Genomic DNA, 11,979 nt, shown 5'->3' on the forward strand with positions numbered 1-11,979 from the left:
GCGGGCGAGACCGGCGCCCGCCCCACCGGGACGCGCTTCCGACTCGCCATCCATCTCACGCGGGACGCGAACTGGAGCTGGTTCGCCTCCGGAACGAGAACGGGCTCCGATGTCCAGGTCGTCGCGGTGGGCGCCGGCGCTGCATCGTCGGGGCCGGCCCAGTACGCCGAGTTCACCGCACGGTCCTCCACCGTGATCACCGCGATCATGATCGAGTCGACCGGGCGGACACCCTTCATCTGGCAGCTGCAGGCCTGCACGCCCGACTGACGCCGGGGCGGGTCACCCCGATGCTCAGCGCATCACTCCAGCCATCGCGGATGCCAGGCAGCGCCGACCCGCCCTCTGTCGCACGGTCGGCGTAGCGTCCAGGCACTGGTCGACGGGGATGGGGGCGTCATGGATCATGGTCTGACCCGCCGGTCCCTTCTCGCAGCGGGTGCGGGCATCGGGCTGGCCGGGGTGCTCGCCGCCTGCACGGACATCTCGCCGACGCCCACGCCCTCCGCGCGCTCATCCGGGCCCGCCTCCAGCACCACGGCCCCCTCCGGGCCCAACTCGTGGAGCGAGCTCGGCGCCGCGACGACGGGCGCGCTCCTGCGAGCGGGGTCGCCGGGATGGGACTCGGCGCGAGTGCTGCGCGATCCCCGGTTCGACGACGCCGACCCGCTGGGCATCCTCCGCGCGGCGAGCCCGAGGGACGTCGTCGCGGGGCTCGCCTTCGCGCGGACCACCGGGACGCCCGTCGCGCTCCGGTCCGGCGGGCACTCCTACACCGGCTGGTCTGCCGGCGGCGCTGCCGGCACGGGCGTGCCCAGGTCGCTCGTGATCAGCACCGCGGACCTCAACTCGATCGAGATCGAGCCGGACGGCGCCTCCGTCACCATCGGGCCCGGCGCGCGGCTGCTGGACGTGTACGAGAAGCTCGCCGGGGCCGGGCGGGCGATCGGCGCCGGGTCGTGCGCGACGGTCGGCATCGGCGGCCTCACGCTCGGCGGCGGCCTCGGGGTGCTGGTGCGGTCGTTCGGGCTCGCCTGCGACCAGCTCACCGCAGCCACGCTCGTCACGGCGGACGGGCGGGTGCACGCGGTGTCGGCACGCGCTGAGCCCGATCTGTTCTGGGCGTGCCGTGGAGGCGGCGGAGGCACGGTGGGCGTGGTCACCTCACTGACGTTCCGGACGCAGGCCGCTCCGGACGTCCTCATGTTCGAGGTGGTGTTCCCCTGGTCGGCGGCAGCAGCCGTCGTGGCCGCATGGCAGCGGTGGGCGCCCGCCGCCGACCGGAAGCTGTGGTCCTCGCTCAAGCTGCTCGGCGGATCGCTGCACCCGTCCGGCCCCCGGGTCGCGGTCATCGGGACCTGGACGGGAGCGAAGACCGGTGCCGACGCCTCGGTCGACGGGTTCGTCCGCGACACCGGCGCGACGCCCCTCAGCCACACGGCGACCGCGACGAGCTACGGCGACGCGATGCGCAGGTACGCCGGGAACGGCGCGCGCGTCTCGGAGGCGGCCAGCTCGTCGATCGGGACGCGGCAGCTCACCTCCGCGCAGATCGGGACGATGCTCGGCCAGGTCGAGAGGGCGTCGACCGTGGCCGGACTGACGGAGGGCGGGGTCGCTCTCGACGCGCTCGGTGGCGCCGTCGGGGATCTGGGGACGACGGACACGGCGTTCCCGTGGCGGACGGCACTGTGGACGGCGCAGTACACGGCCACCTTCCGCGACGGCGCGGATCCCGCACCGTACGACGCGTTCGTGCGGCGGTTCCGGGCGGCGATGCGGCCAGCCTGGGGTGATTCGGCCTACGCGAACTACTGCGACGCGAGCATCACCGATCCGACCGCGTACTTCGGCGTCAACACCTCCCGGCTGCACCGGATCGCGCAGGACGCCGACCCGCACGGCATGTTCGCGCAGCCGCACTGGGTGTGATCGCCGATCCGCTGATCGTGCCCGCCGAGCGGACCGCGGGAGCCCGGCTCAGGGCAGGCGCAGCAGCACCTCCAGCAACGCGTCGCCGAAGCCCTCCGGAACCTCGAGCACCACGGTGTGGCGCGCGCCCGCCTGCAGCGGATAGCCGACGAACCGACCGCGGAGGTCGACCAGGGTCTGCCCCCGGCCGGGACCGGCGGTGTCGTCGATCTCGACCGGCACGACCGGAGCGAGGGTCGGCACGACCAGACCGAGCGCGATCGCCCCCGCGAGCGGATCGTGCAGGGCGCAGGACGGGCGGCCGAGAATCGGCGTGTAGAACTGGAAGTACACGCCCAGCATCGCCGCGAGCGCCTGCGGCGACGCACCGCCCGCGGCGAGGGCCACGCGGTGCGACTCCTCGAAGCGCGCGTGCATCGTCACGTCCAGCCCGACCATCGTGATCGGCCAGGAGGCGGAGAACACCCGGTTCGCGGCGACCGCGTCGTTCCAGATGTTCGCCTCCGCGACGGCGGAGACGTTCCCCGGCGCCGAGGCCGCGCCGCCCATGATCACGACCTGGGCGACCAGCGACGGCAGCGCGGGGTCCCGCTCGAGCGCCAGCGCGAGGTTCGTGAGCGGCCCGATCGCGAGCACCCGCAGGGATCCCGGGTGCTCGTGCGCGAGTCGGATCAGCATGTCCGCCGCGGACTCGTCGACGGGCTCTCCGGCCCGAGGCAGCACGATCTCGCCGACCCCGTTCACGCCGTGCACCTTCGCGCCTTCGGTCGGGTCGAACACACCGCCGATCGGATCGTGCTCGCCGACGGCGACCGGGATGTCGGGCCGGCCCATCAGCGCGAGCAGGTCCAGCGTGTTCCGAGCGCCGCCGGCTGCGGCCAGGTTGCCGCTGACCGTGCCGACGCCCCGCAGGTCGGCCCCCTGCGCGACGAGCAGACCGAGGGTCAGCGCGTCGTCGACGCCGGTGTCGCAGTCCAGGTACCAGGGCGCGCCGCTCATGCAGCGGTCGCCAGGTACGCGTGCCAGTCGGCCTGCGGGCGCTCCACGCCCCGCACCAGCCACGTCGTGCCGTGCGGCATCTTCGGCGTCGTCCTCAGGGTCCACCCCATCTCGGAGGGCGTCCGGTCGCCCTTCGTGTTGTTGCATGCCAGGCAGCAGGCGGCCAGGTTCTCCCAGCTGTCCGCACCACCGCGCGAGCGGGGCAGCACGTGGTCGATCGTCGTCGCGCCCCTGCCGCAGTAGCAGCACCGGAACTCGTCCCGCCGCAGCACCCCGCGACGCGTGACCGGCACGCGGCGTAGCCCCGGCATGCGCACGTAGCGGGTCAGGACGATGACGCTGGGGCGCTGCCACGCGCCGGAGGCCGCGAAGACGGGATGGCTGTCATCCGCCGAGACGACGGTCGCCTTCCCGTTCAGCACGAGCACGAGCGCACGTTTGAAGGACACGACCGCGAGGGGCTCGTATCCGGCGTTCAGGACCAGGGTTCGCATGGAGCGTTCCTCTCGAAGCGGCCTGCACGGCTTGCAGGGGTTCGTTCTCGGCGCCGAGCCGCCGGCGGGTGCCGCCGACTCCGATGCGGCCAGCGGGCGATGGGCGCCCGGTGACGAAGAAGGGCGCCGTCCGACGGACGACACCCTGCTTCTCACGCACCGCTGACGGTATGGAGCGTCGTCGCTGATCGACGCTGCTGTGACGGGTACCGAGCAGGCCGGCGGACGTGGACCGTCCCCACCTGCTGCCACCCGTCACTGCGATCCTTCCGCCGGGGTCTCGATCGCCAGGCTAAAGGACGCGTACGACCGCGCACGCACGATCCCGGAATGTGGAACCCGACCGTAACGAGGCGTTCACACGCCGGCGGTGCTGCAGCCGCGGTCAGATGCCGAAGCGCTCGAAGTGGACCGCGCTCGTCCAGAGCTTCTGCACGCGCACCCTGGCCCCCGGGTACGGCGCGTGCAGGATCATCCCGTCGCCCGCGTAGAAGGCGTCGTGCGAGTCGTCGTCGAACATGACGATGTCGCCCGGCTGGGCGTCCGCCTCCGAGATCGGTGTCCCGATGGCGTCCTGGGCGCGCACGGAGTGGGGCAGGCTCACGCCGTACTGCGCGTAGACGAACATCACGAAGCCCGAGCAGTCGAAGCCGCTCGGGTCGGCGCCGCCGAAGACGTAGGGCACCCCGATGTACTGCAGCGCCGTGCTGTAGACCGCGTCGAGGCTGAACGGCGGGCGCGCCGGGTTGGAGGCGTAGGCCTTCACGTAGTCCTCGGCGCTGGGGCCCGAGTACGACGTGAACTGCCTCGCGTAGTCGCGGCGGAGCAGCGTCGCGGAGGAGGTGGCCGCGAAGGTGTCGCGGTCGGCCTTCGCCGCCACGATCTCGGTGCCGGCCGCGAACTGCTGCTCGCCGTCGTCGGTGACGGTCCGGCCGGCCACCACGTTGTCACCGATCGTGTGCGGATCGACGGCGTAGGAGGGCAGAGCGAGGGTCGCGACCAGGCCCGTGGCGAACGCCATCACGAGTGCGGAGAGCACGACCCGGGACGCCGCGCGACGTCGCGGCGCCGAAGGCGTCGGCGTGGAGGGGACCGGCTGGGCGGCCCGGTGGACGCGGCGAGCATCGGGCCGATGGCCCTCACCGGTGCGGGCCGTCCGGCTCACCGGACGTCCGGACGTCCGCGATTCGTCGATACCCGGCGTTCCGCCCACGTGCACCTCCTGCGCAACTCGAACCGGAGGCGTCCTGCCCCCGAAAGCAGTGTCACGGTAACGAAACGCTCACACTCGACCCGCGCGACGCGCGGAGCGACCTTCGACTCGAAGTCGAAGGATCGCGCTGGTCGGGACGGGTGACAGATTGCATCCACCCACATACACTGTGAGCCCGTTCTCTATATAAAGGGGTCGTGGTGGCCGTCACGAGTGTGGACATCGATAAGCAGGTCCTCGACGAGGCCAAGCGGGCCTACGGCGTGCGGACCAACAGGGAAGCGATCGATCTGGCGCTGCGCGATGCGGTGATGCGTCGACACCAGCTGGAAGCGATCGACGAGCTGGCTGGCCTGCCCATCGACGTCGACCCGCAGCCCATCCGCTATGGCGCGGCCTGACCGCGCGGCACCAGTGCACCCTGGCGCATCGCCGCGCTTCCTGATCGACAACAGCGTCTGGAGCCGCCTCTCGACGGATCATGCCGTCGTCGAGGCGTTTCGGACACTGGTGACGCGAGCCAATCCGACCGCGGTCTACATCTGCCCGCCCGCGGCGGTCGAATACGGGTACAGCGCCCGCTCGGGCCCCGACCACACCCGCCTGGTTCAGTACGTCACGAGATTCGTCGACTGCCCCACCGCCCCGACCAGTGCGGAGGTGCTGCAGCTGCAGAACGCACTCTGGAACGGCGGTCTCCTCCGTGCAGTCGGCGCGACCGACACCCTCATCGCCGCGTACGGCATCGCCAATCAAGCGACCGTCGTGCACTACGACAGCGACTTCGACCACATCGCGGCCGTCCGCCCCGACTTCCAGCACCGATGGATCGTGCCGCGCGGCACGCTCTGACCCGCGCCTGAGCGGGCAGAGCAGGACACGTCCTGGAACGGGTCCTTCAGCCGTGCGCGCGTCAGCGCTGTACGAAGACGTGCACGGCGACCTCGGCGGGGAGGTCGAGCGCGTCGTCGAAGCCGTCGACCTCGAGGCGGACGCCGCGCGGCGTCACGGAGGCCATGGCCGTCGCGCCCGGCAGGACGCCGGTCGCCTTCAGCTCACCGAGCAGCTCGGGGTCGAACTGCGCCGGCTCACCGAGTCGGCGGATGACGACGGCGACGGGACCGCCGTGCGCCCGCACATGCGGCACGAGGGAGACGACGCCGTCGAGGAACTTGAGGGACGGCGAGACGCTGAGGTCGTCCAGCGACGGGATGGGATTGCCGTAGGGCGACTCGGTCGGGTGCCCGAGCATCTCGACGAGCCGGTCCTCCACCTGCTCGCTCATCACGTGCTCCCAGCGACACGCCTCCTCGTGCACGAACTCCCAGTCGAGTCCGATCACGTCGCTGAGCAGCCGCTCGGCGAGGCGGTGCTTGCGGAGCACGTGCACTGCCTTCATGCGACCGGCGGTCGTGAGCTCGAGGTGCCGATCGCCGGACACGATGACCAGGCCGTCCCGCTCCATGCGGGCGATCGTCTGCGAGACCGTGGGGCCCGAGTGCCCGAGGCGTTCCGAGATACGCGCCCGCAGCGGGACGATCGCCTCCTCCTCGAGGTCGAGGATCGTGCGCAGGTACATCTCGGTCGTATCGACGAGGTCCGTCACGGCAGCACTCCTCTCGGATCGGTTGCTCAGTGTACGGGGGGCGAGCCGACTCGAGGCCCGCGCCCGCGTGCGGGCCCGTAGGCTCGTCTTCCCGTGACGGACCTGGCGCATACCCTGACGATCCCTGCAGCGCTGCTGCCCGCCGACGGCCGGTTCGGCTGCGGTCCCTCGCGAGTGCGTGACGCGCAGATCGATGCCCTGGTCGCCGCCTCCCGCACCGTGCTCGGCACCTCGCACCGACAGCGCCCCGTCAGGGCGCTCGTCGGATCGGTGAAGCAGGGGCTCGCCGCGCTCCTCGGCGCGCGGGACGGCTACGAGGTCGTCGTCGGCAACGGCGGCTCGACCGCGTTCTGGGACGCGGCCGCGTTCGGCCTGATCGAGCGGAGGAGCGCGCACGGCACGTGGGGCGAGTTCGGGTCGAAGTTCGCGAAGGCGGCGAGCGCGCCGTGGCTCGCCGCGCCCGCGGTCACGAAGGCCGCGCCCGGGAGCCGCGCCGAGGTCGCCCCGGTGGCCGACGCCGACGTCTACGCGTGGCCGCACAACGAGACCTCCACCGGCGTCGCCGCGCCGGTCCGACGCGTCGCCGCGCCCGACGCGCTCACCGTCATCGACGCGACGAGCGCCGCGGGCGGCATCGCGTTCGCGGCCGAGGAGGCGGACGTCTACTACTTCGCGCCGCAGAAGAACCTCGGCTCGGACGGCGGACTGTGGTTCGCGCTGGTGTCGCCCGCCGCCGTCGAGCGCATCGAGCGGATCGCCGCGTCCGACCGCTACATCCCCGAGTTCCTGTCGCTGAAGACCGCGCTCGACAACTCGCGGCTCGACCAGACGCTGAACACCCCGGCGCTCACCACGCTGGTGCTGCTGGACTCGCAGCTCGAGTGGCTGAACGCGCAGGGCGGGCTCGACTGGGCCGCGGGCCGCACCGCGACGTCGTCGTCGCTGCTCTACCGGTGGGCGGAGGGGGTCGACTACGCCGCCCCGTTCGTGCAGAAGCCGGACGACCGGTCCCCCGTCGTCGTCACGATCGATTTCGACGGCGTCGACGCCTCGTCCGTCGCGGCGACGCTGCGGGTCAACGGCATCGTCGACACCGAGCCGTACCGGAAGCTCGGCCGCAACCAGCTGCGCATCGGTACGTTCGCCTCCGTCGAGCCGGCCGACGTCGAGGCGCTCATCGCGAGCATCGAGTACGTGGTCGAGCACGCCTGACCGTCGGCCGCTCCGTTCGGCGTGCTCGGCTCCTCAGGGGCCGCGGTCCTCGTCGGCCGGGCGGATCTCGCGCTCGTCGCCGTCAAGATCGTCGTCGTCGGGCTCGTCGTGGTCGTCGTCGTCCACGCCGTCGAGCTCCGTCTCGTCCAGCACGTCGAGGTCGTCGTCGACCGCGAGGTCGTCCTCGTCGATGTCGGCGTCCTCGTCGTCGGGCACCTCGTCGTCGTCGACGTCGATCTCGTCATCGGGCGAGTCCTCGCCCGGGTGGGGCTCGTCGGGGTGCTGGCGTCGCCACTCGGCGAGCCGCTCGGTCCACGGCACCCAGGGGGGTGCGAGCAGTGCGCCGTCGCCGGGCAGCAGCTCCACCTCCAGCACAGTCGCCTCATGATCCGGCAGGTCGGAGGTGGAGACGACCCACGACCACCCCGGGTACGCCGGCAGGGTGCAGGCGAACCGCAGGTCGATGACGCCGGGCTCCGGCTGCTCCGTGCCCAGCAGCCCGCCGACGTCGGCGGGATCGGTGATCTCGCTCAGCGCGACGAGCGCGAGGGCCGTCCGTTCGTCCTCCGTGACCGGCACGGTCAGCTGTCGAAGTCTTCGGCGACGCGGCGCAAGAGGGCGGCGATCCGCTGACCGTGCGCGCTGTCGGGGTAGCGGCCCCGTCGCAGGTTCGCGCCCTCGCGGTCGAGCAGCTTGATGAGGTCCTCGGTGCGCGCTGCCATGTCGTCGGCGGACGGGCGCTGCAGGCGCTGCAGGCTCGGCGGGGTCTCGAGCACGCGCACCGAGAGCGCCTGGGTGCCGCGCTTCCCGGCAGCGATACCGAACTCGAGCTTCGATCCGGCCTTCACGACCGCACCGGCGGGCAGCGCCGAGGCGTGCAGGAACACCTCCTGGCCGTCGTCCGCGGTGATGAAACCGAAGCCCTTGCTGTCGTCGTAGAACTTGACTTTGCCGGTGGGCATGGTGACCTCGTGAGAACGGGAACGTGGAAGCGGCGGGCCGGGCTGGGCCGGTTCGAGCCGCCCCAGCCTACCGGCGACGGAGGGTGCGGGCGTCGGGACCGGTAGGATCGCCGCCCGTGGCACAGGTCGATCCGGTGATGCCGCGCGCGCAGCGCGTCCTGGCGACCCTCGCGTTCACCGTGATCGGGCTCTCCGCAGCGTCGGTCATCGCACTGCTCGTCCTCACCGCCGCAGGGGTCTCCGGCGCGGCGTTCAGCAGCGGCGGCCTGCTCGTACTCAAGGTGCTTCCCCTGGTGGGGCTGCCGATCGGGCTGCTGCTCGTGATAACGCTCGTCGTCGTGCTCGCGGTGCGCCGGATGCGGGAGCAGCACTCTCAGCGCAATCGCCGCTGACACACGCTCCACTCCGTCAGCGCACCCGACGAAGTACCAGGAAGTACTCAGGCAGCGCGCAGAGACTGTCGCCCATGGCCTCAGAGCAGCCCCGCGTCCTCATCGTCGACGACGAGCCGAACATCCGTGACCTGCTGACGACGAGCCTCCGCTTCGCCGGGTTCGCCGTCCGTGCCGTGAGCAACGGCGCACAGGCGATCTCCGCGGTGCTGGAGGAGGAGCCGGACCTGATCATCCTCGACGTGATGCTGCCCGACATGAACGGCTTCGGCGTCACGAAGCGGCTGCGGGCGTCCGGGTACACCTCACCGATCCTGTTCCTGACGGCGAAGGACGACACCGAGGACAAGATCACGGGCCTCACCGTCGGCGGCGACGACTACGTCACGAAGCCGTTCAGCCTCGACGAGATCGTCGCGCGCATCAAGGCGATCCTGCGCCGCACGATGCACGCCGAGGAGGACGCGGTGATCCGCGCGGGCGAGCTCACCATGGACCAGGACACGCACGAGGTGACCGTCGGATCCGAGGCGATCGAGCTCTCCCCCACCGAGTTCAAGCTGCTGCGCTACCTGATGCTGAACCCGAACCGGGTCCTGTCGAAGGCGCAGATCCTCGACCACGTCTGGGAGTACGACTTCAACGGCGACGCCGGGATCGTGGAGTCCTACATCTCGTACCTGCGCCGCAAGCTCGACGCGCACTCGGCCGAGCCGATCATCCAGACCAAGCGCGGCTTCGGCTACATGCTGAAGGCGGCGAAGGTCTGACCTGCTGCGGCGAGGAGGCCGTGCAGCGCGTTCACCGCCTCCTCCGCGCAAGATGATCACGACCATGCGAGCGGCCATCGGAGAGTGGTGGAACGGGATCTCGCTGCGCGCGAAGATCACCGGCGTCACCGTACTCGTGCTCACGCTCGGTCTGGTCGCCTCCGGGTTCGGCACGACGACGGTCCTCCGGGACTACCTCATCGCCGATGCGGACACCCAGATCACCCAGACGCTGAAGGCCGTGACGGCGGAGACGGCCGCCACCGACGAGAACTCCGCCGCGACGCAGTTCGTCTTCGCGCACCTGGATCGAGACGGTGCGGTCATCAGGACCAACCCGGCGTGGAAGCGGTTCGCACCCTCGATCCCCACGATCTCCGAGGCGGACATCAGCGCCTACGAGAAGCCCTTCCTCGTGAAGAAGGACAACGTCGGGGCGTTCCGCGTGGCGGCGAAGCAGCTCGACGACGACACGATCGCGGTGCTGGGCACCCCGCTCGGCAGCATCAACCGTCTGATCGCCCAGCTCTTCACCCTGTTCTTCGTGTTCGGCATCGGTGCCGTGATCGCGGGCGGTGTGCTCACGCGCGTGCTGGTCGGCTCGACGTTCTCACCGCTGAAACGGGTCGAGCGCACCGCGGCCGCCATCGCCGACGGCGACTTCGGGCAGCGGCTCGGCAACACGTCGCCGAACACCGAGGTCGGGCGGCTCAACCGGTCACTGAACCGGATGCTGAACCAGATCGACGGCGCGCTCGCCGACCGGGCCAGGACCATCGACCAGATGCGGCGGTTCGTCGGGGATGCGAGCCATGAGCTGCGGACCCCGCTCGTCTCGGTGCGCGGCTACGCCGAGCTGTACCGGATGGGCGCCCTCCAGTCGCGGGAGGACGTCTCGTCGGCGATGGACCGCATCGAGCGGGAGGCGATCCGGCTCGGCGCACTCGTCACGGACCTGCTCGCGCTCGCCCGGCTCGACGAGGCCCGCGAGCTGAAGCGCACCGTCGTCGAGCTGCTCCCGGTCGCGCACGATGCGGCGTTGGACGCCCGCGCACTCGCGCCGAGCAGGCCGATCCGGGTGATCGGGCACGACCCGGAGCAGCAGACGGGTGCGATCGAGATCCTCCGGCCGGTCATCGACGACACGAGCGAGGCCGAGGGAGCGACGACCACCGCGAGCCCGCTGTCCCGTCGCGGGGCGGTGAGCCCGGAGGCTGCGAGCGTCACCGGCTCGCTGCGCCTCGCATCCGCCCGCCTGCTGCGTGCGCGACGCCGGGCGCGCGACAGCGCCGACGAGGCGCCCGCAGCGATCGTGACCGGCACCGCGCCGCCGATCGTCGCCGCCGAGGAGGACAAGCTCCGCCAGGTGCTGGCGAACCTGATCGGCAACGCCATCCGGTTCACCCCGGAGGGGTCACCGATCGAGATCGCGACCTACGGCGACAAAGCGCGCGGTGTCGCCGTGCTGGAGGTCATCGACCACGGCGAGGGCATCCCTCCGCAGGTCAGGGACAAGATCTTCCAGCGCTTCTGGCGTGCCGATTCCTCCCGCACCCGCGACACGGGTGGCGCAGGACTCGGCCTCGCGATCGTGTCCGCGATCGTCGGCGCGCACCAGGGCACCATCGGCATCTCGGAGACCGCCGGCGGCGGCGCGACCTTCAGAGTCACGCTTCCGCTCCTCCCCAGCGGCCAGAACGAGCCGGAAGCCGATCAGGAGCCGCAACGCGGCGAGGGGCAGCTGTCCGCCTCCTAGCGTGACGCCTCCGCCCGGGATTCCTCGGGCGTCCGAACAGGAGGCAATCATGACCAGATTCACCGTCGACAGCGACGCGGTCGACACCGCGGCGGGCGCGATCACCGCCACCGTCTCCCGGCTGCAGGGCGAGGTGTCGTCGCTGCACGGTCAGCTGGAGGCGTTGCAGGGCGTCTGGACCGGCTCCGCCGCCGTCGCTTTTCAAGGGGTGGTGCAGCAGTGGCGCACGACGCAGGTGAACGTCGAGCAGGTGCTCGCATCCATCGACCGCGCCCTGCGCGCCGCCGGCCAGCAGTACGTCGAGACCGAGCTGGCGAACGCGAGGCTCTTCGGCTGACCCTGCGCTCCGCTGGCACACGCTGGTCGAGGTGCGAGCGAAGCACGCCCACACGCTGGTCGAGGTGCGAGCGAAGCGAGCCTCGAGACCACCCCGAACCGACCGGCCGTCCGCCCAGGTCGGGGGTGGACACTCCAAGAGCCTCAGCACACCGCCCAAGACAGGCTCAAGGGCCTCCTCGATCAGAGGATGACCAACAGCCGGAGGTGGCGCGCGTCCAGCGCGCCGCCTTACGGCACGAGTGTGGATCCGCTCGCGGATCCACACTCCTGAACGACGAAATGCCCGGCCCCCTCGGGCCGGGCA

15 protein-coding genes are annotated in these 11,979 nt (G+C 71.3%); 9 read left to right on the top strand and 6 right to left on the bottom strand.

The genetic code is table 11. From position 1 onward, the window contains the following. On the top strand, positions 1–270 hold a 270-nt coding region (locus ACFE67_RS10930; protein WP_375406908.1), incomplete at its 5' end, for a hypothetical protein. 129 nt (positions 271–399) lie between these two features. Further along, positions 400–1,932 carry an FAD-binding oxidoreductase gene (locus tag ACFE67_RS10935; RefSeq protein WP_375406909.1) on the top strand — a complete coding sequence of 511 codons (1,533 nt, stop codon included), beginning with the start codon at positions 400–402 and terminating at the stop codon, positions 1,930–1,932. A gap of 48 nt (positions 1,933–1,980) precedes the next feature. Here ACFE67_RS10935 and ACFE67_RS10940 read toward each other — a convergent pair whose 3' ends face one another. From ACFE67_RS10940 to ACFE67_RS10950, 3 genes are all read right to left on the bottom strand, one after another. Continuing rightward, on the bottom strand, positions 1,981–2,931 hold the full coding sequence (locus ACFE67_RS10940; protein ID WP_375406910.1) for a nucleoside hydrolase: 951 nt from the start codon (positions 2,929–2,931) through the stop codon (positions 1,981–1,983). Beyond that, complete coding sequence (locus ACFE67_RS10945; protein ID WP_375406911.1) at positions 2,928–3,425, bottom strand: HNH endonuclease; 498 nt, start codon at positions 3,423–3,425, stop codon at positions 2,928–2,930. The genes ACFE67_RS10940 and ACFE67_RS10945 overlap by 4 nt, the downstream gene beginning before the upstream one ends. Positions 3,426–3,810: 385 nt before the next feature. After that, a complete protein-coding gene (locus ACFE67_RS10950; protein WP_375406912.1) occupies positions 3,811–4,590 on the bottom strand; it encodes a C40 family peptidase in 780 nt (259 codons plus the stop codon). A gap of 245 nt (positions 4,591–4,835) precedes the next feature. Between ACFE67_RS10950 and ACFE67_RS10955 the strand changes: the two genes are divergently transcribed. Both ACFE67_RS10955 and ACFE67_RS10960 read left to right on the top strand, forming a co-directional pair. After that, the gene (locus tag ACFE67_RS10955; RefSeq protein ID WP_375406913.1) at positions 4,836–5,039 is read left to right on the top strand and encodes a type II toxin-antitoxin system VapB family antitoxin; all 204 of its coding nucleotides are present in this window, start codon (positions 4,836–4,838) and stop codon (positions 5,037–5,039) included. After that, positions 5,026–5,490 carry a PIN domain-containing protein gene (locus ACFE67_RS10960; RefSeq protein ID WP_375406914.1) on the top strand — a complete coding sequence of 155 codons (465 nt, stop codon included), beginning with the start codon at positions 5,026–5,028 and terminating at the stop codon, positions 5,488–5,490. Before ACFE67_RS10955 ends, ACFE67_RS10960 begins: the two co-directional genes overlap by 14 nt. Positions 5,491–5,551: 61 nt before the next feature. Here ACFE67_RS10960 and ACFE67_RS10965 read toward each other — a convergent pair whose 3' ends face one another. Next, entirely contained in the window at positions 5,552–6,244 is a 693-nt protein-coding gene (locus ACFE67_RS10965) for a metal-dependent transcriptional regulator (RefSeq protein WP_375406915.1), read from the bottom strand. Positions 6,245–6,346: 102 nt separating this feature from the next. Between ACFE67_RS10965 and serC the strand changes: the two genes are divergently transcribed. Beyond that, positions 6,347–7,456, top strand: a complete 1,110-nt coding sequence (gene serC, locus ACFE67_RS10970; RefSeq protein ID WP_375406921.1) for a phosphoserine transaminase — start codon at positions 6,347–6,349, stop codon at positions 7,454–7,456. Positions 7,457–7,489: 33 nt separating this feature from the next. Here serC and ACFE67_RS10975 read toward each other — a convergent pair whose 3' ends face one another. Both ACFE67_RS10975 and ACFE67_RS10980 read right to left on the bottom strand, forming a co-directional pair. After that, entirely contained in the window at positions 7,490–8,035 is a 546-nt protein-coding gene (locus ACFE67_RS10975; RefSeq protein ID WP_375406916.1) for a DUF3027 domain-containing protein, read from the bottom strand. Positions 8,036–8,037: 2 nt separating this feature from the next. Next, complete coding sequence (locus ACFE67_RS10980) at positions 8,038–8,418, bottom strand: cold-shock protein (protein WP_375406917.1); 381 nt, start codon at positions 8,416–8,418, stop codon at positions 8,038–8,040. 116 nt (positions 8,419–8,534) lie between these two features. Between ACFE67_RS10980 and ACFE67_RS10985 the strand changes: the two genes are divergently transcribed. From ACFE67_RS10985 to ACFE67_RS11000, 4 genes are all read left to right on the top strand, one after another. After that, positions 8,535–8,810: a hypothetical protein gene (locus ACFE67_RS10985; protein ID WP_375406918.1), complete on the top strand. Its 276-nt coding sequence runs from the start codon at positions 8,535–8,537 to the stop codon at positions 8,808–8,810. A 74-nt stretch (positions 8,811–8,884) separates the two neighbouring features. Then, a complete protein-coding gene (locus ACFE67_RS10990; protein ID WP_375389954.1) occupies positions 8,885–9,580 on the top strand; it encodes a response regulator transcription factor in 696 nt (231 codons plus the stop codon). Positions 9,581–9,644: 64 nt separating this feature from the next. Next, on the top strand, positions 9,645–11,336 hold the full coding sequence (locus ACFE67_RS10995) for a sensor histidine kinase (RefSeq protein WP_375406919.1): 1,692 nt from the start codon (positions 9,645–9,647) through the stop codon (positions 11,334–11,336). Between the two features lie 49 nt (positions 11,337–11,385). Further along, a complete protein-coding gene (locus tag ACFE67_RS11000) occupies positions 11,386–11,673 on the top strand; it encodes a WXG100 family type VII secretion target (RefSeq protein WP_375406920.1) in 288 nt (95 codons plus the stop codon). Positions 11,674–11,979 lie beyond the last annotated feature (306 nt).

The sequence above is a fragment of the uncultured Amnibacterium sp. genome, assembly GCF_964244015.1.
Lineage (GTDB): Bacteria > Actinomycetota > Actinomycetes > Actinomycetales > Microbacteriaceae > Amnibacterium.

Excerpts from the sequence above, each read along its gene's own strand:
- ACFE67_RS10935 (WP_375406909.1), top strand. The coding sequence starts at position 400 with ATGGATCATGGTCTGACCCGCCGGTCCCTTCTCGCAGCGGGTGCGGGC.
- ACFE67_RS10940 (WP_375406910.1), bottom strand. The coding sequence starts at position 2,931 with ATGAGCGGCGCGCCCTGGTACCTGGACTGCGACACCGGCGTCGACGAC.
- ACFE67_RS10945 (WP_375406911.1), bottom strand. The coding sequence starts at position 3,425 with ATGCGAACCCTGGTCCTGAACGCCGGATACGAGCCCCTCGCGGTCGTG.
- ACFE67_RS10960 (WP_375406914.1), top strand. The coding sequence starts at position 5,026 with ATGGCGCGGCCTGACCGCGCGGCACCAGTGCACCCTGGCGCATCGCCG.
- ACFE67_RS10980 (WP_375406917.1), bottom strand. The coding sequence starts at position 8,418 with ATGCCCACCGGCAAAGTCAAGTTCTACGACGACAGCAAGGGCTTCGGT.
- ACFE67_RS10990 (WP_375389954.1), top strand. The coding sequence starts at position 8,885 with ATGGCCTCAGAGCAGCCCCGCGTCCTCATCGTCGACGACGAGCCGAAC.
- ACFE67_RS10995 (WP_375406919.1), top strand. The coding sequence starts at position 9,645 with ATGCGAGCGGCCATCGGAGAGTGGTGGAACGGGATCTCGCTGCGCGCG.
- ACFE67_RS11000 (WP_375406920.1), top strand. The coding sequence starts at position 11,386 with ATGACCAGATTCACCGTCGACAGCGACGCGGTCGACACCGCGGCGGGC.